Annotated in this window: 22 protein-coding genes; 12 read left to right on the forward strand and 10 right to left on the reverse strand. The window is 70.0% G+C overall.

What is annotated here, in order from left to right:
• Positions 1 to 49: 49 nt before the first annotated feature.
• A complete protein-coding gene (locus ACIHCQ_RS08590; protein WP_399659089.1) occupies positions 50 to 706 on the forward strand; it encodes a TetR/AcrR family transcriptional regulator in 657 nt (218 codons plus the stop codon).
• 32 nt (positions 707 to 738) lie between these two features.
• Positions 739 to 1716: a DMT family transporter gene (locus tag ACIHCQ_RS08595; protein WP_399659091.1), complete on the forward strand. Its 978-nt coding sequence runs from the start codon at positions 739 to 741 to the stop codon at positions 1714 to 1716.
• Positions 1717 to 2097: 381 nt separating this feature from the next.
• Here the strand turns inward: ACIHCQ_RS08595 and ACIHCQ_RS08600 are convergent, their stop codons facing one another.
• The 6 genes from ACIHCQ_RS08600 to ACIHCQ_RS08625 form a co-directional block, all read right to left on the reverse strand.
• Positions 2098 to 3183 (reverse strand): Zn-dependent alcohol dehydrogenase, encoded by a 1086-nt coding sequence (locus tag ACIHCQ_RS08600; protein ID WP_399659092.1) that lies wholly within the window; start codon positions 3181 to 3183, stop codon positions 2098 to 2100.
• Positions 3184 to 3219: 36 nt separating this feature from the next.
• Positions 3220 to 4614, reverse strand: a complete 1395-nt coding sequence (locus ACIHCQ_RS08605; RefSeq protein WP_399659093.1) for an aldehyde dehydrogenase family protein — start codon at positions 4612 to 4614, stop codon at positions 3220 to 3222.
• Positions 4615 to 4701: 87 nt separating this feature from the next.
• Complete coding sequence (locus tag ACIHCQ_RS08610) at positions 4702 to 6060, reverse strand: ABC transporter ATP-binding protein (protein WP_399659095.1); 1359 nt, start codon at positions 6058 to 6060, stop codon at positions 4702 to 4704.
• A gap of 110 nt (positions 6061 to 6170) precedes the next feature.
• Positions 6171 to 7439, reverse strand: coding sequence for an MFS transporter (locus ACIHCQ_RS08615; protein WP_399659096.1), 1269 nt, complete (start codon positions 7437 to 7439; stop codon positions 6171 to 6173).
• A 9-nt stretch (positions 7440 to 7448) separates the two neighbouring features.
• Entirely contained in the window at positions 7449 to 8852 is a 1404-nt protein-coding gene (locus ACIHCQ_RS08620) for a CitMHS family transporter (protein ID WP_399659097.1), read from the reverse strand.
• Positions 8853 to 8984: 132 nt separating this feature from the next.
• A complete protein-coding gene (locus ACIHCQ_RS08625; protein ID WP_399659098.1) occupies positions 8985 to 11168 on the reverse strand; it encodes a molybdopterin oxidoreductase family protein in 2184 nt (727 codons plus the stop codon).
• Positions 11169 to 11546: 378 nt separating this feature from the next.
• Between ACIHCQ_RS08625 and hmgA the strand changes: the two genes are divergently transcribed.
• Both hmgA and ACIHCQ_RS08635 read left to right on the forward strand, forming a co-directional pair.
• On the forward strand, positions 11547 to 12923 hold the full coding sequence (gene hmgA / locus ACIHCQ_RS08630; RefSeq protein WP_399659099.1) for a homogentisate 1,2-dioxygenase: 1377 nt from the start codon (positions 11547 to 11549) through the stop codon (positions 12921 to 12923).
• 24 nt (positions 12924 to 12947) lie between these two features.
• Entirely contained in the window at positions 12948 to 13697 is a 750-nt protein-coding gene (locus ACIHCQ_RS08635; RefSeq protein ID WP_399659101.1) for a GntR family transcriptional regulator, read from the forward strand.
• Here the strand turns inward: ACIHCQ_RS08635 and ACIHCQ_RS08640 are convergent.
• Positions 13649 to 13933, reverse strand: a complete 285-nt coding sequence (locus ACIHCQ_RS08640) for a DUF397 domain-containing protein (protein WP_399659102.1) — start codon at positions 13931 to 13933, stop codon at positions 13649 to 13651. The two genes, ACIHCQ_RS08635 and ACIHCQ_RS08640, sit on opposite strands and share 49 nt — an antisense overlap.
• A complete protein-coding gene (locus ACIHCQ_RS08645; protein WP_399659104.1) occupies positions 13930 to 14757 on the reverse strand; it encodes a Scr1 family TA system antitoxin-like transcriptional regulator in 828 nt (275 codons plus the stop codon). The genes ACIHCQ_RS08640 and ACIHCQ_RS08645 overlap by 4 nt, the downstream gene beginning before the upstream one ends.
• A 125-nt stretch (positions 14758 to 14882) precedes the next feature.
• On the opposite strand from ACIHCQ_RS08645, the gene ACIHCQ_RS08650 reads away from it, so the two are divergent.
• Positions 14883 to 16094, forward strand: a complete 1212-nt coding sequence (locus ACIHCQ_RS08650; RefSeq protein ID WP_399659106.1) for a type ISP restriction/modification enzyme — start codon at positions 14883 to 14885, stop codon at positions 16092 to 16094.
• Positions 16095 to 16322: 228 nt separating this feature from the next.
• Here the strand turns inward: ACIHCQ_RS08650 and ACIHCQ_RS08655 are convergent, their stop codons facing one another.
• Positions 16323 to 16586 carry a hypothetical protein gene (locus ACIHCQ_RS08655; RefSeq protein WP_399659107.1) on the reverse strand — a complete coding sequence of 88 codons (264 nt, stop codon included), beginning with the start codon at positions 16584 to 16586 and terminating at the stop codon, positions 16323 to 16325.
• Positions 16587 to 16900: 314 nt separating this feature from the next.
• On the opposite strand from ACIHCQ_RS08655, the gene ACIHCQ_RS08660 reads away from it, so the two are divergent.
• From ACIHCQ_RS08660 to ACIHCQ_RS08675, 4 genes are all read left to right on the forward strand, one after another.
• Positions 16901 to 18436, forward strand: coding sequence for a DUF4331 domain-containing protein (locus ACIHCQ_RS08660; protein WP_399659109.1), 1536 nt, complete (start codon positions 16901 to 16903; stop codon positions 18434 to 18436).
• Positions 18437 to 18640: 204 nt separating this feature from the next.
• Positions 18641 to 20047 (forward strand): tetratricopeptide repeat protein, encoded by a 1407-nt coding sequence (locus ACIHCQ_RS08665; RefSeq protein ID WP_399659111.1) that lies wholly within the window; start codon positions 18641 to 18643, stop codon positions 20045 to 20047.
• Complete coding sequence (locus ACIHCQ_RS08670) at positions 20044 to 21576, forward strand: nickel transporter (RefSeq protein ID WP_399659113.1); 1533 nt, start codon at positions 20044 to 20046, stop codon at positions 21574 to 21576. Before ACIHCQ_RS08665 ends, ACIHCQ_RS08670 begins: the two co-directional genes overlap by 4 nt.
• 46 nt (positions 21577 to 21622) lie before the next feature.
• Complete coding sequence (locus ACIHCQ_RS08675; protein WP_399659115.1) at positions 21623 to 23245, forward strand: serine/threonine-protein kinase; 1623 nt, start codon at positions 21623 to 21625, stop codon at positions 23243 to 23245.
• On the opposite strand, the gene ACIHCQ_RS08680 is transcribed toward ACIHCQ_RS08675, so the two are convergent.
• Positions 23229 to 24038, reverse strand: coding sequence for an SGNH/GDSL hydrolase family protein (locus tag ACIHCQ_RS08680; protein WP_399659117.1), 810 nt, complete (start codon positions 24036 to 24038; stop codon positions 23229 to 23231). The two genes, ACIHCQ_RS08675 and ACIHCQ_RS08680, sit on opposite strands and share 17 nt — an antisense overlap.
• A 114-nt stretch (positions 24039 to 24152) precedes the next feature.
• Between ACIHCQ_RS08680 and ACIHCQ_RS08685 the strand changes: the two genes are divergently transcribed.
• From ACIHCQ_RS08685 to ACIHCQ_RS08695, 3 genes are all read left to right on the forward strand, one after another.
• Complete coding sequence (locus tag ACIHCQ_RS08685; protein WP_399659118.1) at positions 24153 to 24602, forward strand: hypothetical protein; 450 nt, start codon at positions 24153 to 24155, stop codon at positions 24600 to 24602.
• A gap of 330 nt (positions 24603 to 24932) precedes the next feature.
• On the forward strand, positions 24933 to 25820 hold the full coding sequence (locus ACIHCQ_RS08690; RefSeq protein ID WP_399659120.1) for a glycosyltransferase family 2 protein: 888 nt from the start codon (positions 24933 to 24935) through the stop codon (positions 25818 to 25820).
• Positions 25817 to 26827: a glycosyltransferase family 2 protein gene (locus ACIHCQ_RS08695; protein ID WP_399659121.1), complete on the forward strand. Its 1011-nt coding sequence runs from the start codon at positions 25817 to 25819 to the stop codon at positions 26825 to 26827. The genes ACIHCQ_RS08690 and ACIHCQ_RS08695 overlap by 4 nt, the downstream gene beginning before the upstream one ends.
• The last annotated feature ends 8 nt before the right edge of the window (positions 26828 to 26835 follow it).

A 26835-nucleotide genomic window follows, 5' to 3' on the forward strand; every position in this document is an offset into this window, starting at 1 on the left:
TTAACTATCGCCGCTAGTTTACTGGTCGGCGGGCCCTACTATGTGGCGCATGGCCCGACCCCGCAAGCCCCTCCTCAGCAGAGACCGCATCGTCGCGACGGCGAGCGCGCTCGTGGACGCGGAGGGTCTGGGCGCCGTATCGACCCGGCGGCTTGCCGCCGAGCTCGGAGTCAGCGGGCCGTCCCTCTACAACCACTTCCGCAACAAGGACGAGATCCTCGACGCCGTCGCCGACGCGGTCAGTGGCCAGGTCGATCTGTCGATGTTCGCCGAGGACGACGACCGCGACTGGCGCACGGCGCTCCACGACTGGGCCGTCTCCTACCGCGCCGCGCTGACCGCCCACCCCCACATCGTCCCGGTCCTGGCCCGCGGCCCCGGCCGCCGCCCGGCCGCGCTGCGGGTGGCCGACGCGGTCTTCGGCGCGATGGTCCGCGCGGGCTGGCCCCCGGCGCAGGCGACCCACATCGGCGCGCTGATGCGGTACTTCATCACGGGCTCGTCGCTCGGCTCCTTCGCCGGCGGCTTCGTGGACGACGAGACCGCGTACGACCCGGCGGAGTATCCGCACCTCGGCCAGGCGCATCTGCTGGCCGAGCGGCAGCAGCAGGTGGACGAGGGCGCGTTCGAGACGGGCCTGCGGGCGCTGATCGACGGGCTCGCCCTCCAGTACGCGGAGTATGAGCGACGCAAAATATTGCGGTGAGCGCCGAAGGGTCCGGGACGTACGGTCGCCCCATGACCAACTCCTCTCACCCCGCACCACACCGCGCACAGTGGCCCGCACTGGCCGCGGCGGGCGTCACCGTCGTCCTGTGGGCCTCGGCCTTTGTGTCGATACGCAGCGCCGGGGAGGCCTACTCGCCCGGCGCGCTCGCCCTCGGACGGCTGCTCGCCGGGTCGCTCGTACTCGGCTGCATTCTGCTGATACGGCGCGAGGGGCTGCCGCCGCGTGCCGCCTGGCCAGGGATCGCCGTTTCGGGGCTGCTCTGGTTCGGCGTGTACATGGTGGTCCTCAACTGGGGTGAGCAGGAGGTCGACGCGGGCACGGCGGCGATGATCGTGAACATCGGGCCCATCCTCATCGCCCTGCTCGGCGCGCGGCTGCTCGGCGAGACGCTGCCACCGCGGCTGCTGGCCGGGATGGGGGTGTCCTTCGCGGGCGCGGTGACCGTGGGGCTCTCGATGTCGGGGAACGGCGGCGCCTCCACGCTGGGAGTGGCGCTGTGCTTGCTGGCCGCGGTGGGGTACGCGGCCGGGGTCGTCGGCCAGAAGCCGGCGCTCGCCCACGCCAGCGCGATGCAGGTGACGACCTTCGGCTGTCTGATCGGGACGGTGGCCTGCCTGCCGTTCGTGGGGCAGCTGGTCGACGAGGCGGGGCGCGCGCCCCTGTCGGCGACGCTCAACATGGTGTACCTGGGGGTGTTCCCGACCGCGCTGGCGTTCACGACGTGGGCGTACGCCCTCGCCCGTACGACGGCCGGACGCATGGGCGCGACGACGTACGCCGTGCCCGCGCTGGTCGTGCTGATGTCCTGGCTGGCGCTGGACGAGATCCCGGGACTGCTGACGTTCGCGGGTGGGGCGCTCTGCCTGGTGGGCGTGGGGCTGTCGCGCTCCCGCCCCAAGAAGGCGTCCCAGGCATCGGTTGTGCCGACCGCGCCGGTCAGCGAGCCGAGCAGCACGGCGGCGGGTGGTCCTGAAAGCCGGTCCTAGGAGACCGATGAAGATCTTGAAATCGCGCCCGGGTCGCACCGGTTCGACCTGATTGACATTTACCGGCAATCCGGGGTGAATCGGGCGGCCCGAGCAAGATCTTCAGGAGTCTTCTAGGGCGTGTTTGAGAAGTCCCTCCCCCTGGACTTCGTCCGGTGGGGGTCCCCTGGGGACACCTCCCGTGCGAAGCCACGGGGGAGAAGCCAGGGGCAGGACCCCCAGCCCCGCGACGCCTGGCACGCGCACTCGCGGTGTTGTCGGAGTCGCCCAAGTACTCCCCCAGAGCTCCGCCCGGGGGTGCCCCCACCGCCTTGCGACTGCACGCACCAGACGCCGCAGGGCCCGCCCCACGGGCGGACGGCGCTACTTCTCAAACACGCCCTAGAACACCACCAGGGCCCGGCCGCCCTTGCCCGCGATCATGTTGTCGAAGGCGGCCGGAATCGATTCGAGCGTGATCCGCTCGGTGACCAGGGAGCCCAGATCCAGCCGCCCCGCGCGGATGTGCGCGGCCAGTACGGGCAGATCGCGTGCCGGGTCGCTGTTGCCGTAGACGCAGCCGGTCAGCGTACGGCCCCAGTGGAACAGCTCCAGCGCGTTGAAGGTGACCTGCTGGTCCTTCCCGCCGATGCCGACGACCGTCGTGCGACCGCCGCGCCGGGTGGAGTCCCAGGCTGTACGGATGGTGGCGGCGCGTCCCACGCACTCGATCGCCACGTCGGCGCCCTGGCCGCCCGTGAGCTTGCGGATCTGCTTGGCGGTGGTGTCGGAGGCGACGACGTACTCCGTCGCGCCCGCCCGCCGCGCGAGGGACTCCTTCTCCGGTGAGACGTCGACCGCGATGATCGTCGCCGCGCCCGCGATCCGGGCGGACTGAAGGGTGGCGAGGCCGACCCCGCCGACGCCGAAGACGACGACCGACTCGCCCTCGCGGACGCGGGCGGAGTGGTGGACGGCTCCATAACCGGTCAGGACCGCGCAGCCGAGCAGGGCCGCGTCGGTGAGCGGGACGCCGTCCGGTACCGGCAGTACGCACTCCGCGGCAACGACCGTCTCCTCGGCGAAAGCCGCGACATTCAGGCCGGGGTGCAGCTCGGTGCCCGCTGCTGTACGGGCGTGGATGCTCGCCACGCCCACGAGGGCGTTCGCGCACAGCCACACCTCGCCGATCCCGCAGTGGTGGCAGCTCCCGCACGACGGAGCCCAGTTGAGTACGACACCGTCGCCGGGCGCGACATGGGTGACGCCCTCGCCGACCGAGACGACCGTGCCCGCGCCCTCATGGCCGAGTACGGCCGGGACGGGGACGCGCATCGTGCCGTTGGACAGGGACAGATCGGAGTGGCAGACCCCGGCGGCGGCGAGGCGGACGCGCACCCGGCCGGGGCCGGGCTCGGGCAGTTCGATGTCGGTGACCTCCAGCGGAGAGCCGATGGCAGTCAGTACGGCGGCGCGGACGCGGACCATGATCGGTTTTTCTCCCGGCTCAGAGGCTCAGAACTGTCAGAACTGGAGGGACTTGGTCTGGAGATACTCGGAGAGACCGTGCGGGCCGAGCTCGCGGCCGACGCCCGACTGCTTGAAGCCGCCGAAGGGGGCGAGTGGGTTGAAGCGGCCACCGTTGATGTCGACCTGACCGGTGTCCATGCGGCGGGCGAAGGCGACGGCTTCCTCGTCGCTCGCCGCCCAGACCGCTCCCGCCAGGCCGTAGACGGTGCCGTTGGCGATGCGGAGGGCGTCCTGCTCGTCCTCGTACTTCAGGATGGAGAGGACCGGGCCGAAGATCTCTTCCTGCGCGATGGTCATCTCCGGGGTGACGTCGGCGAAGACGGTCGGGCTGACGTAGTAGCCGGTGGTGCGCGGGGCGTCGGGGCCGCCCGCGACCAGGCGGGCGCCCTCGGCGACGCCCTTCTCGATATAGCCGCGCACGCGCTGCTGCTGTGTGGCGTTGACCAGCGGCCCGACCCGCTCACCGGGCACATACGCGGCGACCGCGGCGGCGGCGAGCGCGACGGCTTCCTCGTACTGGTCCCGGTGCACCAGCATCCGGGTCCAGGCGCTGCACGTCTGGCCGGAGTTCGACATGACGTTGGCGATGCCGACCTTCACGGCCCTGGCCAGGTCCGCACCCGGCAGGATGACATTGGCGGACTTGCCGCCGAGCTCCAGCGCGACCCGCTTCACGGCGGCGCCCGCGGTCGCGCCGATGAGCCTGCCGACGGCGGTGGAGCCGGTGAAGGAGACCAGATCGACGCCCTCGTGCGCGGCGAGCGCCTGGCCCGCGACCGGGCCGAGTCCGGTGACCAGGTTGAACACCCCGGCGGGCAGACCGGCCTCGTGGACCGCCTCGGCGAAGAGCTGGGCGGTCAGCGGGGTGTCCTCGGCGGGCTTGAGTACGACCGTGCAGCCCGCGGCGAGGGCGGGCGCGACCTTGGCGACGATCTGATGCAGCGGATAGTTCCAGGGCGTGATCGCGCCGACCACGCCGACCGGCTCCAGCAGCACGGTGGAGTTGCCGATCTTCTCCTCGAAGACGTACGAGGCGGCCAGTTCCGCGTACGAACCGGCGACGGCGATCGGCAGGCCCGCGTGGACGGGGGTCGAGAACGCGAGAGGTGAACCGAGTTCCTCGGTGACGGTCTCGGCGATCTCTGCCTTGCGGGCCGCGAGTACGTCGCGCAGGGCGGCGATGCGGGCGCCGCGCTCGGCGGGCGGGGTGGCGGCCCAGCCGGGGAAGGCCTCGCGGGCGGCGCGTACGGCGGCGTCGACATCCTCGGCGGTACCGGCCGGGACATGGGCGATGACCTGCTCGTCCGCCGGGTTCACCACCGCGATCGTGTCCGGTCCGGCGGCGGGCCGCCACTGGCCGCCGATGTACATCCCGTCGTGAGCTGTCATCGCACTCCTCGTAGAACCCCGCGTAACCGTGACCCTAAACTAGCGGTGATAGTTTTCTGCCGCCAGTGGCACGGTGGCACCAGGCTCTCAGGCGTCGAGCCCCGGGAGGTCCGCAGGGGCGGGGCAGATCCGTTGTCCCAGGTGGTTGAAGACATACAGATGGGCGAGGTCGACCAGGAGCGGCACCTGCGCGCCGGTCCGCAGCCGTACGTCCGGACCGGTGCGTACGACCAGATCGCTGGCGGCGACGGCCGGGCGCTCGGCGGCGACAGGTGCCGTGGGTCCCGGCTCGTCCAGCACGACGACCGGGCCGGAGACGTGCGCCGTCGCCCGTTCTTTCAGCCGGGTCAGCACACCCGAGCCGCCACTGCCACTGTTCGCTTTGGCTCTGCCCCGGCGGCGCGTGCCGGGCTGCGGCCGGGGCGACTCCAGGTCGGGGACGACCGCGGGGCGCGAGCCGGTGTTGAAGTACACCAGCGCCTCGTGCCCCTGGTACTCCATGTGCTCGACGATCCCGGTCAGCGCGACCTCGCCGGGACGCGCCTGGCTCGGCGGGGCGATCCGGACGGCCTCCGAGCGCAGGCCGACGATGATCTGCCGCCCCTGCTGGATACGGAGCAGCTGGTGATCGACGCTGAGGGGCTCGGGCAGCGGCAGCCGCTGCTTGCCGAGGTCGATCGACATCCGGCCCTCAAGCGGCGCGTACACGACGGCCTGGAGCAGATTGATGCGCGGCGTGCCGATGAAGGCGGCGACGAAGACGTTCTGGGGCAGGGCGTACGTGGCCCGTGGGGTGCTCACCTGTTGCAGCACGCCGCCGCGCATCACCGCGACCCGGTCACCCAGCGACATCGCCTCGGCCTGGTCGTGGGTGACGTAGATCGTGGTCACCCCCAGCTCGCTGGTGAGCTGGGCGATTTCGGCGCGCAGATGATTGCGGAGCTTCGCGTCGAGGTTGGACAGCGGCTCGTCCATCAGGAAGGCGGAGGGCCGCCGGGAGATGGCGCGGCCCATGGCGACGCGCTGGCGTTCGCCGCCGGACAGCTGGCTGGGGTAGCGCTCGAGTACATCCTCGATGCCGAGCATCCGGGCGGTGGCGTCGACCCGTGGGCGGCGGTCCTGGCGGGGGTTCTCCAGCCGCAGCGGAAAGCCGATGTTCTCGCGGTTCGTCATGCTCGGGTAGAGCGCGAAGTTCTGGAACACCATGGCCATCTCGCGCTCGCGGGGCTGGAGGTTGTTGGCGTATTCGCCGTCGAGCAGCAACTCCCCCTCGGTGATGTCCTCCAGACCGGCGATCATGCGCAGCACGGTCGACTTGCCGCAGCCCGAGGGGCCGAGCAGGACCACGAATTCCCCCGGCTCGACATCGAGGGAGAACTTGTCGACGGCGCGAGTGGTGCGTTCGTACCTCTTGCTGACACTGCGCAGAGAGATGGCGCGACTCATATGGTTCCGCCGGGGGAAGAGAGGGAGGAGCGACTGAGACGCCTGAAACTAGCCGACTACTCCCCGTCGGGGAATGACTCGCGCGCAGGTTCGCGAAGCTTTCGCGAAGGTTAGGTGGCGGGGTGGTTCCGTCTCGTGGATTCCTTCGAGTCGTCCGATTCAGCGGAATCACCGGGTCCACCGGAATCACCAGAATCGCCGGCTCGCCGCCGTCCCGTCCGTACGGCGACGCCCCCCGAGAGAAACAGCAGCACCCCGACCATCACGAACGGCGCCGCCGTGCCCGCGACCCCCGCGACCAGTCCGGCGGAGGCGGGCGCGGCGACCTGGCCGAGGCGGTTGCCGGTCAGCCGCAGGGCGAGCGCGGTGGAGCGCGCCCGCGCCGGGGCGGCCTGCACGACCGTCGTCATCGACAGCGGCTGACCGACGCCCAGGCAGAAGCCGAGGGCGGCGAGCATCACGGCGAGCGCCCAGACCGGGACGGGCAGCGCGATGCCCGCGCACAGCAGACCGCTGAGCAGACAGGTCACGGCCAGCAGCGCCGTACGGCCCAGTACGCGGATCATCGGCGTCATCACCAGCCGGCAGGCGATGGTCGCGGCGGCGCGCAGGCTCAGCAGCAGTCCGACGGTGGCGGGTGAGATGGAACGGTGTTCACCGATCACCGGCAGATAGGCGGTGAGGATGTCGGTCGTGGAGAGCACGGCGAGGCTGATGAAGATCCCGGCGGGTACGCCACGGGTGCGCAGGATGCGGTGTACGGGAACCTTCGTAGCCTTCGCCCGGGTCTGCCGCAGGCGGGCCGGTCCGTCAGCCGTACGGTGCTCGATGCGCCAGAGCGAGGTGAGGGCGACCCCGGCGACGGCCGCCGAGACGACGAGGGCGAGTGCGCTCGTACGTCCCATCGCGCCGTCCTGCGCGGAGATCACATACCCGGCGGCGATCGGCCCGGCGAGCTGGCCCAGCGACGCGCCGATGGTGAAGTGACCGAAGTTGCGGTCCTGCTCCTCCGGGGGCGACTGGCGGGCGACGATCGACTGGGCGCCGATGACGAAACCGAGATGGCCGAGGCCCATCACCCCGCTCCACGCGGCCATCGCGGCGAGCGAGTCCGCCGTACCGCTGAGGGCACACCCGCCGGAGATCAGGACGACACCGACGGGCAGCAGGGGTGCGCACCGCCCGTGGTCCGTCCTGCGTCCCAGTGGTACGGCGGCGAACAGGGGAAGCAGCGCGTACACGCCCGCGATCACGCCGATGGCGCGCTCGTCCGCACCCAGGGAGAGCGCGCGGTACGAGACAGCGGGCCGCGCCATCGACACCGCCGCCTGCGCGAAACCGAAGGCGATGACGAGGCGCAGCAGCCAGCTTCTGGTCATGTCCTCACGTCAGATGATTCCGAAGAGGATTCCGGCGGCGAGGACGACCAGCGAGGTGAGCGCGGCCCACTTGACCGTGAACTTGGTGTGGTCGCCGAACTCGACCTTCGCCATGCCGACCAGGACGTACACGGCGGGGACGAGCGGGCTCGACATGTGCAGGGCCTGGCCGACGAGGGAGGCGCGGGCTATCTCCAGCGGGGAGACGCCGTGGGCGGCCCCGGCCTCGGCGAGGACGGGCAGGACGCCGAAGTAGAAGCCGTCGTTCGACATGAAGTAGGTGAGCGGGAGGCTCAGCACGCCGGTGACGATGGCCATGTGCGGGCCCATGCCCTCGGGGATGGCGGAGACGAGCCAGTCGGCCATGTGCTTGACCATGCCGGTGCCGGTGAGGACGCCGGTGAAGACGGCGGCGGCGAAGACCATGCCGGTGACGTTGAGGACGTTGTCGGCGTGGGAGGCGATACGGGCCCGCTGTTCGGCCATCTTCGGGTAGTTGACGGTGAGGGCGAGGGCCGCGCCCAGGAGGAAGAGCACCGGGATGGGGAGGAGCTCCATGATCATCGCGGTGAGGAGGGCGACGGTGAGCCCGGCGTTGAACCAGTAGAGCTTGGGGCGGAGGGAGGCGCGGTTGGGGTCGAGCCCCTGGAAGTCGTCGTCCTCGTCCTCGTGGTCCGAGGTTCCCGCACCACCGGTGGTCGTACGGGTCTCGTCGGCACCCCCACCCGCCTTGACCAGCACGGTCTCCGTCTCGGTCACCGTCTCCGTTTCCGTCTCCAGTACGTCGTCCAGCGTCAGCACACCGAGGCGCTTGCGCTCACGCCGCCCCAGTACGTAGGCGAGGATGAAGACGAAGAGCAGTCCGACGCCGAGCGCCGGGATCATCGGGACGAAGATGTCGCCCGCGTCCACCTTCAGCGCGGTGGCGGCGCGGGCGGTGGGGCCGCCCCAGGGCAGGGTGTTCATCACGCCGTTCGCTGTGGCGGCGACACCGGTCATCACGACCAGGCTCATCTTCAGGCGCTTGTAGAGCGGATACATCGCCGAGACGGTGATCATGAAGGTGGTGGAGCCGTCGCCGTCCAGCGAGACGATCGCGGCGAGCAGTGCCGTACCGACCACGATGCGCAGCGGGTCCGCCTTGCAGAAGCGCAGGATGCCCCGGACGATCGGGTCGAAGAGGCCGACGTCGATCATCACCCCGAAGTAGACGATCGCGAACATCAGCATCGCGGCGGTGGGGGCGAGGTTGCCGACGCCCTCGATGACGTAGTCGCCGAGGTGCGCGCCCTTTCCGACGAGTACGCAGAAGAGGGCGGGGATGAGGACCAGCGCCGCGATCGGCGACATCTTCTTCATCATGATCAGGACCAAGAAGGTCGCAATCATGGCGAAGCCGAGGATTGTCAGCATGTGGGACACCTAACGTTCACCATTGAACTCCCAGCCGGAGCGGCGGTGCGCATGACGTTAGGTCGCGCCATGAGCCGTTAACAAGGTGTTGACGCGTGAGCAATACGAGCTAAAGCCCAGTTCAGAACGGGGTCACGGCAGAGGTGCTACATCGACGGGGAAGCCGTTGAGCACGGCGGTGCCGGACAGCGGGTCGAGGCGCGAGCCGTCGAGCAGCTGATTGACGTTGACGCCGGGGCGGGCGGCGGCCACCGCCATCCGGGTGCCGGGCCGGTCGTGCCCCCAGCCGTGCGGCAGGCTCACCACTCCCGTCCGTACGGCGTCGGTGATCTCCACCGGCACTTCGAGCTCCCCGCCCGCCGCCGCGATCCGCGCCGGGGCTCCGTCCACGAGGCCGAGCCGTGCCGCGTCGGCGGGGTTGACCTGGAGTGTGCAGCGGTTGGAGCCGCCGTTGAGTGTGGCGACGTTGTGCATCCAGCTGTTGTTGGAACGCAGATGGCGGCGCCCGACGAGGACCAGGGCGGCGGGCGGCTCGGTGAGTGCGCGCCGGAGCCGGGGCAGATCGGCGGCGATGGGATCGGGCAGCAGCTCGATGCGTCCGCTGCGGGTTTTGAGGAGCTGCGGGATGCGGGGCTGGAGAGGACCGAGGTCGATCCCGTGCGGGTTCTCCAGAAGCTTGTCGAGGGTGAGGTCGTACGGACCGAGGCGCAGCATCATGTCGAGTCGCCGCTCCGGTCCGCTGTGGCCGGTGAGCTGCTCGGCCAGCTCCTTGGGCGCGCTCGCCTTGGCGAGCGTGTTCTCGATGACCATGTCGTCGACGGCGGACGGCTCCGCGCCGTGCATTCCGCTCACCGCGAGGATCAGGCGGGCCTGGATTTCGGACTCGTCCATCCTGCCGTCCTCCAGCGGGATGGCGGCGGGACTGTAGCGGGCCTGGTTGCGTACGGCGAAGGCGTTGAAGGCGTAGTCGAAGTGGGCGCTCTGGGAGGGCGGCGGCGGGGGCAGGACCACGTCCGCGTGGCGGGAGGTCTCGTTGAGATACGGGTCGACGCTGATCATGAAGTCGAGCGCGGCGAGCGCGCGGTCGAGGCGGTCGCCGTCGGGGGCGGAGAGGACGGGGTTGGCGGCGATCGAAATCACCGCGCGGATACGCCCGTCGCCTTCGGTGTCGATCTCTTCGGCGAGCGCCGCCATGGGCAGTTCGCCCTTGGCCTCGGGGTGGCCGCTGACCCTGCTGGCCCAGCGGCCGAGCGCGAAGCCCTTGCCGGGGGCGGCGGGACGGGGCGCGCGTTCGGTGGCGGAGAGTGGGAAGAGCGCGCCGCCGGGGCGGTCGAGGTTGCCGGTGAGGATGTTGAGCACGTCGATCAGCCAGTTGGCGAGGGTGCCGTACTCGACGGTGCTGCTGCCGATGCGTCCGTATACGGCGGCGGTGGGCGCGGCGGCGAGCTCGCGCGCGATCGTACGGATCTGCTCGGGGTCCATGTCACAGGCGGGCGCGACGGCCTCGGGCGTGAACTCCCGTACCGCTGCCTGGACTTCGGCCACTCCCTCGACGTGCTCTTCGAGCGGCCCCAGGTCGGTGAGCTTCTCCTCGAAGAGGACCTGGGCGAGGGCGGCGAGCAGCAGGGCGTCCGTGCCGGGCCGGATGGGCACGTGCCGGTCGGCGATGCGCGCGGTACGGGTGCGGCGCGGGTCGACAACGGTGAGGGTGCCGCCGCGCAGGCGCAGCGCCTTGAGCTTGCCGGGGAAGTCGGCGGCGGTGCAGAGGCTGCCGTTGGAGTCGAGGGGGTTGGCGCCGAGGAGGAGGAGATGGTCGGTGCGGTCCAGATCCGGCACGGGGATGGCGAAGGCGGCACCGAAGAGCAGGCCGCTGGAGACGTGCTTGGGCATCTGGTCCAGGGTGCCGGCGGTGAAGAGATTGCGGGTGCGGAGGAGGGAGAGCAGTACGGGCGGGTAGAGCGCGCCCGCGATGGTGTGGACGTTGGGGTTGCCGAGGACGACACCGACGGCGTTCGCCCCGTACGCCTCGACGATGGGCCGGATCCGGGCCGCGATCAGGTCGAACGCCTCGTCCCAGGAGGCGTCCTGGAGCTCGCCGTCCTTGCGTATGAGGGGGCCTCGCAGCCGGTCGGGGTCGGCGTCGAGCTCGCCGAAGGACGCGCCTTTGGGGCAGATGAAGCCGCTGCTGAAGACGTCGTCACGGTCACCACGGGCACCGGTGACACGGGTGCCCTCGATGGTGAGGGTCAGCCCGCAAGTCGCCTCGCAGAGGGGGCAGATACGGAGGGCGGTGCGGGTGGCGGCGGTGCGGGACATGGGCCCTCCCGGGGCGGTGGCGGACGGTGCGGGACGTCTCGCCCGAGCATACCGAGTGGTATGCCGGGCGGGGAGGGGTGCACCGGCGGACGTCTTGGCTCTCGCGCATGGCTCTCCTTTGAGTTCACGGGGATTCGCCAAGCCACGGCCGCACGATCAACGACTACGGAACGTGACGGGGGCGATCCGAGAGAGGAGTGCCTCCACAAAATGCACCAACGGCACCATTTGGCTGATTCACTCCAGATAGCCAACACACCCACCCCATTCGTCGCGAAACGCACCAAACGACACTGTGACGCCCGCTGTCCCGTTGACGCCGCGCCCCGTCAATCCTACGGTTGACCATAGGAATCACTCAGGCACCAGGAGCGGACGATGAGCGACATCGACGGCACCCCCATCGAGAAGGCAGCCATCGACCAGGCAGCCATCGACGCGGCACGCAAAACCGCCCAGGGCCTTGGCCACTCCCCCGGCTTCGGCAATGAGCACACCTCCGAGGCCATCCCCGGCGCGCTGCCCCCCGGCCGTAATTCCCCGCAGCGCGCCCCTCTCGGCCTCTACGCCGAACAGCTCAGCGGCACCGCCTTCACCGAGCCCCGCGCCCACAACCGCCGCTCCTGGCTCTACCGGATCCGCCCCTCCGCCGCCCACCCCCCGTTCACCCGTATCAACAACGGCCGACTCGACAGCGCGCCCTTCACCGAGTCCGTGCCCGACCCCAACCGCCTGCGCTGGGACCCCCTCCCCGAGCCCGCCGCCCCCGGTACGGACTGGCTGGCCGGCCTGTGGACCCTCGGCGGCAACGGCGACGCGACCCAGCGCACCGGCATGGCCGTGCACCTCTACCACGCCAACGCCTCCATGACCGACCGCGTCTTCAGCGACTCGGACGGCGAGCTGCTGATCGTCCCCGAGCAGGGCGGCCTGCTGCTGCGCACCGAACTGGGCCTGCTCGCCGCCCGCCCCGGCGAGATCGCCCTGATCCCGAGAGGCGTCCGCTTCCGGGTCGAGCTGCTGGACGAAACCGCTCGCGGTTACGTCTGCGAGAACTACGGCCAGCCCTTCCGCCTCCCCGACCTCGGCGTGATCGGCGCGAACGGCCTCGCGGCCCCCCGCGACTTCCTCGCGCCCGTCGCCGCGTACGAGGAAATGGACCGGCCGGTCGAGGTCGTCAACAAGTTCTGCGGGAACCTCTGGGCCGCGACGTACGACCACTCGCCGCTGGATGTCGTCGCCTGGCACGGCAATTACGTGCCGTACGTCTACGACCTGCACCGTTTCAATGTCCTCGGCTCCATCAGCTACGACCACCCCGACCCGTCGATCTTCACCGTGCTGACGTCCCCCTCCGACACCCCGGGCCTCGCGAGCGTCGACTTCGTCGTCTTCGCGCCGCGCTGGCTGGTCGGCGAGAACACCTTCCGGCCGCCGTACTTCCACCGGAACGTCATGAGCGAGTACATGGGCCTCATCGAGGGCGCGTACGACGCGAAGGCGGCGGGGAAGGGCGGTTTCGTGCCGGGCGGCGGCTCGCTGCACAACATGATGTCCGCGCACGGACCCGACCGTGAGACCTTCGACCGGGCGAGCGCCGCCGAACTGAAGCCGCAGAAGATCGACGACGGCCTGGCGTTCATGTTCGAGACCCGGTGGCCGGTGACGGCAACCACGCAGGCAGCAAGCGCGGAACATCTACAGACGAGCTACGACGACGTATGGCAGGGTCTCCAGCGCCACTTCAGGCTGTAGTAGCGCCGTAGCTCGGAGAAAAACGTGACCGCCTTCGCCCCCGACTCGCTGGTCCTGAACCGCAAATTGCCGCTCTGGTACCAGGTTTCCCAGTCTCTACGCGCATCGATACTGGGCCGCCTGCCCGAAGCGTCGCTGCGTCTGCCGACCGAGGAACAGCTCGCCGTGCACTACGGCGTCAGCGTGCTGACCATGCGCCAAGCCCTCAAGGAGCTGGAGGAGGAGGGCCTGATCAGCCGCCACCGGCGGCGCGGCACGTTCATCGAACCCGGGGCGCGGCGCAGTGCGCCGAGGCAACTGCTGGGTTCCATCGACGCGATTGTGGCTCAGCAGTCGGGCGAACACACGGAACTGCTGGACCACGGCCGGGCACCCGTGCCCCCCGAACTGGCCGAGCACTTCCCGGACCTGTCCGAAGTGGCGACGTACCACCGGCTGCGCGGCGACGAGCAGGCGGGCGAACCGACAAACCATGCGCGCAATTACGTCCGCCCCGACGTCGCCGAGCTCATCAACCCGGATGACCTGGTGTGGTGGCCCATGACGAAGGTGCTACGGGATGTGGTGGGCGTACACATCAGCCGGATCACGGACACCGTGGAAGCGCGGCTCGCGAACCCAGAGACCGCCCGTCTGCTGCACGTGCCACTGCTGAGCCCGATCCTGCACTACACGGGCGTGACGTACGGCAAGGACGGGCGCGCTCTGGATGTGGCGATCATCCACTATCGGGGCGACCGCTTCTCGTTCACGGTGACGCTGGACGCGGACTGACTGGCGTACGAGAGGAACGCGGCCCAGGTGGTGGGGGCGAGGGCGAGTTGGGGGCCCTGGTGGCACTTGGAGTCGCGGACGTGGATGGTGCTGGGGCAGGAGGCGACCTCTACGCAGTCGTCGCCCTGGTCGCTGCTGTAACTGGACTTGTGCCAGGACAGGGCGACCTCCACACAGCTGTCGCCCTGGGGGCTGCTGTAGCTGGACTTGAACCAGACCAGTTCATTCGTGCTCATAGCTCTCCTCGCAGTTTCTCCAGCAGGTCCCGCGAGTCTTTGGGGTTGAGGGCCTGCGAGCGCAGTTTGTCATAGCGCTGTTGAAGCACACTCACCTCTTTCGCATCGGCGATCAACCGGCCGTTCTGCTGTCCCTCGGAGTACGCGAGCCGTCGGCCTTCGGGCGTTTCCAGCAGTTGCAAGGGCCCGGCCAGACAGGCGTGGACCTCGCTGTCCATGGGCATGATTTGCAGCGTCACATTGCGCCGTGCGCTGAGCACCAGGACATGGTCGAGCAACCCCCGCATCACCTCCTTACCGCCGAGGCGCGCCCGGAAAACCCACTCCTCGACGATGAAGCTGAACGGCACGTCGGGCCGCTCCCAGAGCATCTTCTGCCGCTCCATGCGGGCAGCGACCTGAGCCTCCAACTCCTCTTCGGTGAGCAGCGGAATGCTGTTGTCGAACACCGCCCGCGTGTACCCGTCCGAACTCAACAGGCCCGGCACCAGCCTGCACTCGTACGTACACAGGCTCACCGCCAGCTTCTCCAGCCGCGCCCACTCCCTGAACCACGCCGCCAGCCCCGGCTGCCGCGTCACAAACTTCAGCGCGTTCCGCAACGCGCCCGTATTGCCCAGCACCTCCTCCGCACGCTCCGCGAAGTCCTGGTCGGGCAGCCGACGCCCCAACTCCACGGACGCCACCGTGTGCTTGGAGTACTGCACCAGGTTGCCGAACTCCTCCCGGCTGAGCCCGGCATGTTCGCGCAAAGCCTGGACGACGGCTCCGTAGGTGCGCAGGCTGTCGGTGCAGTCCGGCGGCGGCCGTTCAATGTCGGTCATACGCCACCACCTCCATGGTGCGTTGAGTGACGGAAAGACAACCGTATAGCCCACTCACCGTGTTCGTATCCTGACTTAATGTATTGATTCCGCCGTTGGTGAGCGGCGCTGAGTACCATGCCCCCGTGACGCTGGACGACGACGCCGCTCCGCTGCTGGCGGACCTCATGCCGTGGTCCGTAGCGCCGCTGCGGCTGGGCCGTGGCTGGCCGATGGCACCGGACGCCGCCTCCCTCAGAGCCCGCTGGGACGCCTTCGTACGTACGGAGGCCCTGGCGGAGCGCGAGGCGCTGCTGCTCCCCACGCGGTCGCGCACCCTGCGCAGCGCTGTGACCCAACTGCCGGGCCAGTCCACGGGTACGGGCCGCCTGGCGCGCGAGTCGGGCCCCTGCCCCGAGCCCGTACGCATCCTGCACGCGCCCTTCGATGAGCAGTGGCTGCTGCCGGACCACCGGCTCATCGACGCCGCGCGCCCCGAGCTGTGGCGGGTCGCCGATGAGGCTCAGGTCTTCCTCGTGGAGCAGGGGTACGTCCCCGGGGCGACGGGTCCCGCGCTGCTGGCCTCCGCCGTACTGCCCGAAGGGCGGTCGCCTGCCGGGCGCCCCGGGCGTATCCGCCCGCTGTACCGGCGCCCCGGAGGCCGCGAACCCAATGTCGTGCCCGCTCTGCTCGACCATCTCTCCGACCGCTACGGCCACGAGGTCACGGCCGAATCCCTGCTCGCCTGGACCCTGGCGGCCGGGACGCCGGACCGTACGGTTCCGCTCCCCTCGGACGGCGAGGTCTGGGCGTACGGCACGGAACTCGGCCACCGGATACTCCGGCTGCACCTGCGGGGCAGGGGCAAGGGCGACGCCGACCGGCCCAAACTCCCCGGGGGCCGCCGACCGTACGTACGCGCCCCGTTTCCCGCCCGGCCGGCCGAACTCGTCTACGACCGTGACGAGGAGACGCTGTACGTGGACGAGGGCCGCATCTCGCCCGTGCCGGGCGAGGCGTGGGACTTCGAGGTGAGCGGCGTGCGGGTACTGGAGCAGTGGTTCGCCCGCAGGACGCCGCCGACCGCCGAGCCGGGCACGCTGGAGGCGATCGGCCCGGCCGGCTGGCCACAGCCCTGGACATCGGAACTGCTGGAGCTCATCACGGTGCTGGCGCTGCTGGCTGAACTGCGGCCCGAGCAGCAGGACTTGGCGTCCGGGCTGCTCGGCTCCGCGCAGATCACTGCGGCCGAGCTGCGCGGCGCGGGCATCCTGCCCGTACCGGACGCGGCGCGCCGCCCGGCCTCGGTGCTGGACCACCACGAGGAGGGCCCGGAGGGGCAGTTCGCGCTTCTCTAAGTCGCCGCGTGTCAGCCGTAGGCCTCTGGAAGGTGCACGGTCCGGGCCAGGACGAAGACGCACAGCCGTAGCGCGGGGCGGGGTCGTGGAGTACAGGCACGACGGGCACGGGGGAGAGCGCGCCGACGCGCCCGGGTAAGGAAGCGCGGCGGCGCCGTCGTCGACGAGCGGAGTGCCGGGCGCCGCTCAAGCCGAGGCGAAGCCGCGGGTTCTGACGGTGCCCGGCCCCTACCGACGAGTACCGAAGAGCGAACGACGCAGCCGCCGAAGCGGCGCGAAGAGCGAGACTCGCGCGCTCTTGCTCTTGCGGGTGTGTGCGACATCACGCGAGGTGAGCTCACGCATCAGCGACGTCGCTTCCACCGTGTCTCCCTGCGGGACGGCAGGGCCGCCCAGCACTGAGAGATGGCGGTCGAGACGCGAACTGGTCGCGCTGCTCCCACACGTGATGGCAGGCACTCGCGGCCTGCTCCGCACCGTTATCTGTTCCATGTCACTCCCCACCCGTACGAGGGCACCCGGCCCGGGCAGGTTAACCCTATCGCTCCCACGGGACACTCGTGTATCCCGCGTGCAGGATTCACCACACAGGTACGAGAGTTGACGCTCCTTGTTCTAAACATGCCGATTCCAGGGCGACTTGGACAGCCGGGGCGAGAACTGGGCGAGCAGGGCGGCGAATCCCCTGGTCAGCGGCTCGGTAAGGGGCAGAAAAAAAATCTTCCCAACCGACCAATCCGTTTGGCCCTCCGTGACGAATGACTGACATCGAAGCACGATCAGCACTCGCGCGAAGGACGGAACCGATGACCGCATTCAGCAGCAGCGGGCGGGGGCGCAACAGGCTCGCCGCACTCACCTGCGTGGCGCTGGCCGCCGGAAGCCTCGTGGCCTCCGGTGCGACCGGAGCGGAGCCCGGGACTGCCCAGGCCTCCAGCCACCGTGAGGCCCCGCTGATCTCCGGGCAGCCTCAGTACGACAACACGGACGTGTACGCGTTCGTCAGCCCGGACAAACCCGACACGACCACGATCCTCGCCAACTTCCTGCCGTTCCAGGAGCCGGCGGGCGGCCCGAACTTCTACAAGTTCGGCGACGACGCCCAGTACGACGTCCACATCGACAGCGACGGCGACGCGCAGGGCGATCTGATCTTCCGATGGACCTTCGAGGACCAGGTGAAGAACGGCAATACGTTCCTGTTCAACACCGGCCCGGTCACCTCGCTGGACGACCCGGACCTCAACATCACTCAGACGTACGACATTGAGCTGCTGAAGCTGAAGAAGCAGCGGGTGGTGTCCCGTACGCAGATCGCGGACGATGTGCCGGTGGCGCCGTCGAATGTGGGCAAGGCGTCCATGCCGAACTACCAGACCCTGCGCGACCAGGCGGTGCATCAGCTGCCCAGCGGGGCCACGACGTTCGCGGGACAGGCCGACGATCCGTTCTTCCTGGATCTGCGGGTCTTCGACCTCCTCTACGGCGCGAACCTGTCGGAGGTCGGCAACGACACGCTCAAGGGCTACAACATCAACACGATCGCCCTGCAGGTGCCGACGGCGCACATCCGCCAGTCGAAGAAGCAGCCGATCGTCGGCATCTGGTCGACGACGCAGCGCAAGGGCGCGAACGGGCACTTCTCCCAGGTCTCGCGGCTCGGCATGCCGCTGGTCAACGAAGTCGTCATACCGGTGAAGGACAAGGACAAGTTCAACGCGTCCGATCCGTGGAACGACGGCGACTTCCTCGACTTCGTCCAGAAGCCGGAGCTGCCGAAGCTGATCGAGGCGATCTACAAGATCAAGGCCCCTGCTGAGCCGCGTGCCGATCTGGTCTCCGTGTTCCTGACCGGAGTCGACAAGCTCAACCAGCCCCCGCACGTCCGCCCGGCGGAGATGCTGCGGCTGAACACGTCCATCCCGCCGAGCTCCCACCCCAAGAGGCTGGGCGTCCTGGACGGCGACAACGCAGGGTTCCCGAACGGACGGCGGCTGTCGGACGACGTACTGGACATCGCACTCCAGGTCGTGGAGGGCGAACTGCTCGGCCAGAAGAACGACCTGGGCGACGCGGTGAACGAGAACGACGCGAAGTTCGGCAAGAGCTTCCCGTACGTGGCACTGCCGACGTCCGGCTCCCGTGGCCCGCTCGCGAAGGTCAACGACACCAAGGGCAGCAGCCTGCTCAAGGGCGGCGCGGTGGTCGCGGCCTCCAGCGGTGACGACAGCTTCAACACGACGCTGATCGCCTCGGCGGTAGCGGCGGGTGTGGGCGTGCTGCTCGTCGCGCTGGGTCTGAGCTGGTGGCGTATGCGGCGGCGTATGCCGAACTACCGCTGAGCCGGGTGCGCCCGGCCTTCTGCCGGGCCATGTGAAGGCAGTTACGCAGCTGTGAACGGAAAGGGCGGATGCATGTCCCTGCGAAGGGCGACAGGAGAGGGTGAGGCCGTGGGCCGCGTCCCGGGGGCTCCGGTGGACCCGGCGGAGACCGCCGGCGACGCTGGAATTCCAGCCCGTCTGGGGGCACCTCCCATGCCGAAGGCTATGGGGGAGATTGAGGACACGGCCGAAGGCCGTACCGCCGGCACTGCGGCCGTCGGCCCCGCAGGAGACGCAGCCGCGAGCCGGTCACGCTTCTGGGGGGTTCTCCTGCCCGCCGCAGGGCTGGCCGTCGTCCTCACCGCGGGGGCCCTCGTGTTCGGAGGACCGGACGAGTCGCCCCGTACCGCCCGCGTCGCCGCGCCCGCGGCCGACGCGCCGTTCGACCGGATCGGCGCCGGTGACCTCTCCCGTGGGGTCACCGGCCTCCAGGCACACCTGAGGGACCGGCCCAAGGACGCCAGGGGGTGGGCGACCCTGGGGGCCGCGTATGTGGAGCAGGCCCGGACCAGCGGCGACCCCACCCGGTATCCGCAGGCCGAACAGGCGCTCGGCCGGTCGCTCGCGCTCCAGCCGCAGGGCAACGACGCCGCGCTCGCCGGGCGCGCCGCGCTCGCCGCCGCGCGGCATGACTTCCGCGGCGCGCTGCGGGAGGCGGAGGCCGCGCTGAAGGTCAACCCGTTCAGCGAGCGCGCTCTCGCCTCCCGTATCGACGCCCTGGTGGAGCTGGGCAGCTATCCGAAGGCGCTGGCGGCGGCCGAGGAGGCAGACCGCCGCCGGCCCGGCATCCCCGTCTTCACGCGGTACGCGTACGTCATGGAGCTGCGCGGCGACATCACGGGAGCCCGCCGGGTGCTCGGCCAGGCCCTCGGCTCGGCCTCGACGCCCGGTGACATCGCGTACGTGGCCGGCGCGCTCGGCCAGCTGGAGTGGAGTCAGGGCGCCTACCCCGCGGCGCTGCGCCACTTCGGGACCGCGCTGACCGCCGACCCGGCGTATCTGCCCGCCCTGGAGGGCAGGGCCCGCACCCAGGCCGCTCAGGGCCGCACACAGGCGGCCATCGCGGGGCTCGAAACGGTGGTGGCGCGGCTGCCGCTGCCCGGGCAGCTGGTGGCGCTCGGTGAGTTGTACGAGGCGGCCGGGCGTACGGCCGAGGCCCGCGCCCAGTACGAACTGATCGGCACCTGGACCGAGCTCGCCCGCGCGAACGGCGTGGACACCGATCTGGACACCGCTCTGGCCCTCGCGGACCACGGCGACCGGGCCGAGGCCCTGCGCGCGGCCCGCGCGGAGTGGCAGCGGCGCAGGACCGTGCACACGGCGGACGCCCTGGCCTGGGCCCTGCACGTCAACGGGCGTTCGGCGGAGGCCCTTTCGTACGTCAAGACGTCCGCCCCGGCGGGCTCCCACAACGCGGTGTTCCTGTACCACCGCGGCGTGATCGAACGGGCCGCGGGCGAGCCGGTGGCCGCCCGCCGTTCGCTCGCCGCCGCGCTGAAGACCAACCCCGGTTTCTCGCCGACCGGTTCACGTGCGGCCCGTGCCGCGCTCAAGACTTTGGAGGGGAAGTGAGAGGCGTTACCAGTCGCGTCACGAAGCGTGCCGCGGCGGTTCTGATCGCGGGGGTGGCGCTCGCCGTGCTGCCCGCCGGGACGGCCGCCGCGCATCCCCTGGGGAACTTCACCGTCAATCATTACGACGGGCTCCTCGTCGCGCCCGGTCTGCTGAGCGTGGATCACGTCGAGGACCTGGCTGAGATACCGGCCGCCCAGGCCCGTACGAAGATCGACCGGAACGGCGACAAGGAGCTGTCACCGGCCGAGTTGTCCGCTTGGGCGGGCGACCGGTGCCGGGACGCGGCGCGCGACAGCCGGGTCACGGTCGACGGGCGGGACACGGCACTCACGCCGGGCACGGGCGCCGGCGCGGGGAGCGCCGAGGTGCGCCCCGGGCAGGCAGGTCTTGCGACGCTGCGCGTGGAGTGCCGGCTGACCGCCGCACTGCCCATGGAGGCTCGGCACACCGTCGAGTTCCGGGCCGCGGCAGGTAACCAGGGCCCTGGCTGGCGGGAGATCACGGCCCGCGGCGACCGGATGACGCTCACGGACACGGACGTACCCAAGGCGTCGGTCTCGCACCGCCTGGCCCGCTACCCGGAGGGGCAGCTGTCCTCGCCGCAGGACCAGAGGACGGCCGCGGTGTCGGTCGTACCGGGCGGCGCTCCGGCGGCGGCCGAGCGTACGGAGGCGACGGGCCCGGCGTCCGTACTCCCGCGCGGCGCGGACCGCTGGACGCAGGCGCTGACGGAGCTGGTGTCGCGGCGCGACCTGACGGCGGGGTTCGCCGCACTGGCACTGGCCACGGCCGTGCTGCTGGGCGCGCTGCACGCGCTCGCGCCGGGGCACGGCAAGACAGTGATGGCCGCGGCCGCGGCGGCGGGCGGGCGCAACTCGCTGCGCGATGTCCTCTCGCTGGGCGCTTCGGTGACGGTGACGCACACGCTGGGGGTGTTCGCGCTGGGCGTGCTGATCGCGGCGGGCTCGGCCGCCGCGCCGTCCGTGGTGGCGTGGCTGGGCGTGGCGAGCGGGGTCCTGGTGGCCGGGGCGGGGGCCTTGCTGGTACGCAGAGCCTGGGGCAATCGCGGCAGCTCACACGGGCACAGCCATGGCCATGAGCACCCGCACGAACACGGACACGATCACGGGCACGGGCATTCGCACGGGCACGGGCACACGCACAGCCACGACCACCACCGCCCCCTGAGTTTCCGCTCCACCCTCCTCCTCGGCTTCGCCGGCGGAATGGTCCCCAGCCCCTCCGCCGTCGTCGTCCTCGTCGGCGCCGCCGCCCTGGGCCGCGCCTGGTTCGGTCTGCTCCTCGTCCTCGCGTACGGCGTCGGGCTCGCCCTGACCCTCGGCGCCGCGGGCTTCGCAGCCGTGAAGCTCGGCGACCGCGCGGCCCGCCTCCTCGCGGACAGGAGCCGTCGCAAGGGACGGCTGCTCTCCGCCACGCAGCGCGTGATGCCGCTGGGCACGGCATGCGTGGTGCTCGCGCTCGGGTGCGGATTGGCGCTCAGGGGGGCGGCAACAGCGCTTGCGTGAGTTAGCTTGAGTTGGTCGTTGCTCTGCTACGCATGGGGGGCTCGTGGTGAGCGAAGCACCGGGCAGTGAGCGGCTCGTGGCAGGCCGGTACCGGCTGCTGAGCCCCTTGGGCGAGGGCGGAATGGGCGTCGTGTGGCGTGCCCGCGACGACGTACTGGGTCGCGAGGTCGCCATCAAGGAGGTTCGCGCGCCCGCCGGTCTCGGCGGCGGCGGCGAGCAGCGGCTGTACACGCGCCTGGAGCGGGAGGCCTGGGCAGCCGCCCGGATCTCGCACCGCAATGTGGTGACCGTCTACGACGTGGCGATGGAGGACAGCCGCCCCTGGATCGTGATGGAGCTGGTGCGCGGGCTCACGCTCTCCGACGTACTCGACGCGGAAGGGCCGATGGCCCCGCGGCGCGCAGCGCATATCGGGGCGGAAATCCTCGCCGCCCTGCGGGCCGCCCACGACGCGGGTGTGCTGCACCGCGATGTGAAGCCCGCCAACGTACTCATCGCCAATGACGGCCGGGTGGTCCTCACGGACTTCGGCATCGCCACGGTCGAGGGCACCTCCAATCTCACGATGACGGGCGAGCTGATCGGCTCCCCCGAATTCCTCGCGCCCGAGCGGGCGCTGGGGCGTACGCCGGGGCCCGCGTCGGATCTGTGGTCGCTCGGAGTGCTGCTGTACGCGGCGGTCGAGGGGAACTCCCCGTTCCGGCAGAACACCCCGCTCTCCACCCTGCGCGCCGTCGTCGACGGGGAACTGCCGCCGCCGCGCAGGGCCGGTGCACTGGCGCCGGTCATCCTGGGGCTGTTGCACAAGGAGCCCGCGGACCGGCTGTCGGCGGTGGAGGCCGAGCATCTGTTACGGGTGGTGGGCGCGGGCGGTGTGCCGCACACCACTCAGCCGCCGCCCCTTGTCCCGTACAGCCCCACAGTGCCGGGCGGCTCGGAGGGGTTCGGCCCGCCGCCGGTCACGGCCGGCATGGCCGCGGACGTACGGGTGAACGTACGGGAGGAGCCGGACCGCTCGCGGCGGGCGGCGGTCGTGCTGGTCGCCGGGGTGGTGTCGCTGCTCCTCGCGATCGGCGGCCTCACTTGGGCTCTGGTCAACAAGGACGACGGCGATGAGCCGAGCGGATCGGTCGGTGGCGGCCCGCGGACATCTGTGCAAGCGAGTTCGAGCGGCGCCGCGCCCAGCAACACCAAGGGAGGAAACGGCGGCAACGGCGGTAATGGCGGTACGACCGCGCCTCCGGCGCAGGCCGTGAAGGTCTACGCCCAGACCGTGCGCGAGAGCTACTCCGGCACCTGCCCGCCCCCCAAGTCGGATGCTCCGGCCTTCCGGGCGACCATCACGGTCACCCGCACCCCCGCGGCCGTCGAGTACCGCTGGGCGACCCAGAACGGCACGTACGGCTGGGACCCCCGGGGCACCGACACCTCCGGCTCCGACTGGAAGACCCTGCGCTTCGCGTCCGGAGGCGGAAAGGAGAAGCAGGTCAACCACGTCGAGCGGACCTACAAACAGGGCCAGACGCACCGCGACCGGATCCGGGTGGAGATCCGGAGTCCGGTCGAGGCGCTTTCCAACTGGGTCGATTTCTCGGTGACGTGCAAGCAGGAGACCCCGACGGGCGAGGGTTCCTACTCGGCGGATACGGCTGTCAGGCGTGCGCGGTGAGAGTGGGCAGGTAGCCACCGGACTGCCCGGCGGCGTTGGGGTGGTACGACTCGACGATGTTGGTCCAGTTCACGCTGTGCAGCCAGGCCGCGCCCGAGCAGATTTCATGCCCGGTGAAGACCGGTACGACATCCGCGAAGTCGTACCCGTGGTCGGCCGCGCGCTTGGCGGTGGCCGCGTTGAGGTACTCGGAGGCTCCGTTGATGGCGGCCCTTTCCTTCTCGCTCAGACCGATGAGGCAGCTGCCGCCGAGCTTGTAGAAGCGGGGGTAGCCGAGGACGACGACCTGGGCGGCCGGCGCCTTGGCGCTGATGGCCGAGTACACCTGGTCGAGCTGGCCGGGCAGGGTGGAGTCGACGTACGCGCGGGCGGTCGCGATCCGGGCGAGGCAGCTGGCCTCGGACTGCAGTACGCATGTGGTCATGACGTCGGAGAAGCCCGCGTCATTGCCGCCGATGGTGACGGAGACGAGGTCGGTCGCGGAGTTGAGAGGGTCAAGTTGAGTTGCCGTGACATCACCCGTACGAGCGCCCGCGCAAGCGGTGAACGCGAACGACGAGGGTGAATGCGCCGCCGCCCAGAGCTGGGGGTAGGCCCGGGTACTGCGCAGGCAATTGCCGCTGGCGCTGTCGTAGCTTCCGGCCCCGACGCCGGAGGAGTAGGAGTCGCCGAGGGCCACGTAGTCGAGGCTCTGCGCGGTGTCCGTGGCGTGCGCTTGGCCTGCTCCGGTGAGAGCGAGGACGCCGCCGAGGAGGAGTGCGGATGAGAATGCCGCGAATCGGGACAGTTTCATGGAACCTCCCTTTAGCAGGATCTCTGCCTCAACTTTGGTAGCAGCTCATATACTTAACTGGAAGTGTTCATGCCAAATCACCTTCGACAACTCCGCACTTGGGGGAAGTCGGCCATGCCTCAGACGTCCCAGACAGTCAGAAACAAGTCGGAAGCGGTCTGGACCGATCTCCTGCCGGTGCTCGCGGGCATCGCGGCGGCCGTCTCGGCGGTAGGCATCGCGCTGGCGCTCGCGGACGTACGGTCGCCGCTGCGTGCGCCGTTCATCCTCTTCTTCCTGTTCGCCGGTCCGGCGGGCGGCCTCGCCACGGCGCTGTCCCGATACCGGAACCGGAATCACAAACGGAACCGGAACCAGAGATTCCAGTTGATCCCGGGAGCCCACGCCACCGCCGCCGCGACAGGGGCGCTCGTGATTGACCTGGTGGTGGCTCAGACCATCTCCATCTCCGGTTTCCTGACGATCAATGGAGGGATCGTGGTGGTGATCGTGATCACCGCACTCCTCTTCCTCCCAGGGGCGACAGAAACGATCAAGAATATGCGTTTTGTATCAAAAAAGTAATAAAGTGAGGCCCTGCTACAGGTATTGCCATACAGTCCCATTAATCAATACCGTCGTACATCCACCCGCAACGGTCCCTCATGCAAAGCGGCTCCAGGGGAGAAGCGTTGCGATGGATCCCGCGCGGGGCGGTAGGGGGGTGCCGTGCCCAGTTTTCGCGCTCGTTCCGAGCCGTAAACCGAGGGCGGCCAGTTGTGCCAACTCACCCACCACGTAGGGGGCAGTGCCATGCCGTCATAGGCGGGTGAGTAGAACACCCCCCTTTCGAACCGGAAACTCATCCGGACTGCCCGGGGGTGGGCGGTCCACCGGTGGAGAGGGAAGCAACTCATGAGTTCAGTCCTGCATCCGGACGTACCGGAGCAAGATCAGAATCAGCAGCGGCACCAGGGGGGCACTACCGAAAGAGCAGCCGCCGTTCCGGAAGGGCCGGCGAGCGTCTCGCAGTTCGGGCAGTACACGCAGATTTCCTCGCACCTCGCGATCACTCCGCCGGTGAGCGTCGTGATCCCCGCCATGAACGAGGCGGAGAATCTTCCGTACGTCTTCAAGAGCCTGCCCGGGTGGATTCATGAAGTCGTCCTGGTCGACGGGAATTCCAGCGACAACACGGTCGAGGTCGCCCGCGAACTGTGGCCGGACATCAAGGTCGTCCAGCAGGTTGGCAAGGGCAAAGGGGATGCCCTGATCAGCGGCTTCGGCGCCTGCACCGGCGACATCATCGTCATGGTCGACGCCGACGGCTCGGCCGACGGCCATGAGATCGTCTCGTACGTCTCCGCCCTGGTCTCCGGCGCGGACTTCGCCAAGGGCTCCCGCTTCGCCAACGGCGGCGGCACGGACGACATGACCCTGATCCGCAAACTGGGCAACCGGGTGCTGTGCGCGGTCGTCAACGCCAAGTTCGGCGCCCGCTACACCGATCTCTGCTACGGCTACAACGCTTTCTGGAAGCACTGTCTCGACGACATCACCCTCGACTGCACCGGCTTCGAGATCGAGACGCTGATGAACATCCGGGTCGTCAAGGCGGGGCTGCGGGTGCAGGAGGTCCCGAGCCATGAGTACCTGCGCATTCACGGCGTCAGCAACCTCCGTGCCGTACGGGACGGGCTGCGCGTGCTGCAGGTGATCCTGAAGGAGAAGCGCGTACGAAGGGCGGCGCGCCGCCGGACGCCTTCCCTGAGCAGCACATTCCCGCGGGGAGAGGCGTCTTGAGCGAGTGCGGGTTCTCCGTGGTGATCTGCGTGTACACCGAGGACCGCTGGGAGGACATCCTCGCGGCCGTCGACTCGGTACGGCACCAGTCACTGCCGCCCCTTGAGACGCTGCTTGTGGTCGACCACAACCCGGCGCTGCTCGAACGGCTCGGCAAGGAGTACAAGGAAGCGAAGGAAGAGACGGAGGTGCGGGTGCTCGCCAACGCGGGCCCCCGCGGCCTCTCCGCGGGCCGCAACACCGGAATCGCCGCCGCGCGCGGTAAGTTCGTCGCCTTCCTCGACGACGACGCCGTGGCCGAGCGCGACTGGCTGCGGTACTTCGCCGAGGGGTACGACGACGTACGGGTGATGGCGGTCGGCGGCAGGACCATGCCCGCGTGGGAGTCGGGCCGCAGGCCGGTGTGGTTCCCCGAGGAGTTCGACTGGGTCGTCGGCTGTACGTACCGGGGGCTGCCGGGCGGCAAGGTGCGCGTCCGCAACGTACTCGGCGGCAACGCCTCCTTCCGGCGCAGCGCGTTCGACGCCTCGGGCGGCTTCGCCACGGGCATCGGGCGCGACGGCGACAAACGGCCGCTGGGCTGCGAGGAGACCGAGCTGTGCATCCGGCTCGCCACGGCGCTGCCCGAGGCGGTGCTGCTGATCGACGACCGCGCGGTGATCCACCACAAGGTCCCGGCGGCGCGCGAGCGGTTCGGCTACTTCCGCACGCGTGCGTACGCGGAAGGCCTGTCCAAGGCGCTGGTGGCCCGGAGTGTGGGCGCGGGCAAGGGCCTTGAGTCCGAGCGCCGCTACACCACGCGGGTGCTGCCCGCCGGGGTCGCGCGCGGGCTGCGCGACGCGGCACGCGGGCGCAGGGGCGGGGCGGGGCGGGCGGGGGCGATCGTGGCGGGGGTCGCGGCGGCGGCCGGGGGTTATGTGGTGGGGAGCGTACGGGCGCGGGGGAACGGCGCGACGTTCTCATCGGGCCCGATCGCTCCCGTCGAGGAAGGAGACAGGTCCAAGTGAATCAACCC

The organism is Streptomyces sp. NPDC052236 (assembly GCF_044548015.1).
In the GTDB taxonomy this organism is placed as follows: domain Bacteria; phylum Actinomycetota; class Actinomycetes; order Streptomycetales; family Streptomycetaceae; genus Streptomyces.

Coding starts and splice junctions, on each gene's coding strand:
- hmgA (WP_399659099.1), top strand. CDS start 11,547: ATGAGCGACATCGACGGCACCCCCATCGAGAAGGCAGCCATCGACCAG.
- ACIHCQ_RS08655 (WP_399659107.1), bottom strand. CDS start 16,586: ATGGAACAGATAACGGTGCGGAGCAGGCCGCGAGTGCCTGCCATCACG.
- ACIHCQ_RS08590 (WP_399659089.1), top strand. CDS start 50: ATGGCCCGACCCCGCAAGCCCCTCCTCAGCAGAGACCGCATCGTCGCG.
- ACIHCQ_RS08645 (WP_399659104.1), bottom strand. CDS start 14,757: ATGACCGACATTGAACGGCCGCCGCCGGACTGCACCGACAGCCTGCGC.
- ACIHCQ_RS08690 (WP_399659120.1), top strand. CDS start 24,933: ATGAGTTCAGTCCTGCATCCGGACGTACCGGAGCAAGATCAGAATCAG.
- ACIHCQ_RS08620 (WP_399659097.1), bottom strand. CDS start 8,852: ATGCTGACAATCCTCGGCTTCGCCATGATTGCGACCTTCTTGGTCCTG.
- ACIHCQ_RS08615 (WP_399659096.1), bottom strand. CDS start 7,439: ATGACCAGAAGCTGGCTGCTGCGCCTCGTCATCGCCTTCGGTTTCGCG.
- ACIHCQ_RS08685 (WP_399659118.1), top strand. CDS start 24,153: ATGCCTCAGACGTCCCAGACAGTCAGAAACAAGTCGGAAGCGGTCTGG.
- ACIHCQ_RS08680 (WP_399659117.1), bottom strand. CDS start 24,038: ATGAAACTGTCCCGATTCGCGGCATTCTCATCCGCACTCCTCCTCGGC.
- ACIHCQ_RS08660 (WP_399659109.1), top strand. CDS start 16,901: ATGACCGCATTCAGCAGCAGCGGGCGGGGGCGCAACAGGCTCGCCGCA.
- ACIHCQ_RS08665 (WP_399659111.1), top strand. CDS start 18,641: ATGGGGGAGATTGAGGACACGGCCGAAGGCCGTACCGCCGGCACTGCG.
- ACIHCQ_RS08610 (WP_399659095.1), bottom strand. CDS start 6,060: ATGAGTCGCGCCATCTCTCTGCGCAGTGTCAGCAAGAGGTACGAACGC.
- ACIHCQ_RS08600 (WP_399659092.1), bottom strand. CDS start 3,183: ATGGTCCGCGTCCGCGCCGCCGTACTGACTGCCATCGGCTCTCCGCTG.
- ACIHCQ_RS08625 (WP_399659098.1), bottom strand. CDS start 11,168: ATGTCCCGCACCGCCGCCACCCGCACCGCCCTCCGTATCTGCCCCCTC.
- ACIHCQ_RS08640 (WP_399659102.1), bottom strand. CDS start 13,933: ATGAGCACGAATGAACTGGTCTGGTTCAAGTCCAGCTACAGCAGCCCC.
- ACIHCQ_RS08605 (WP_399659093.1), bottom strand. CDS start 4,614: ATGACAGCTCACGACGGGATGTACATCGGCGGCCAGTGGCGGCCCGCC.
- ACIHCQ_RS08595 (WP_399659091.1), top strand. CDS start 739: ATGACCAACTCCTCTCACCCCGCACCACACCGCGCACAGTGGCCCGCA.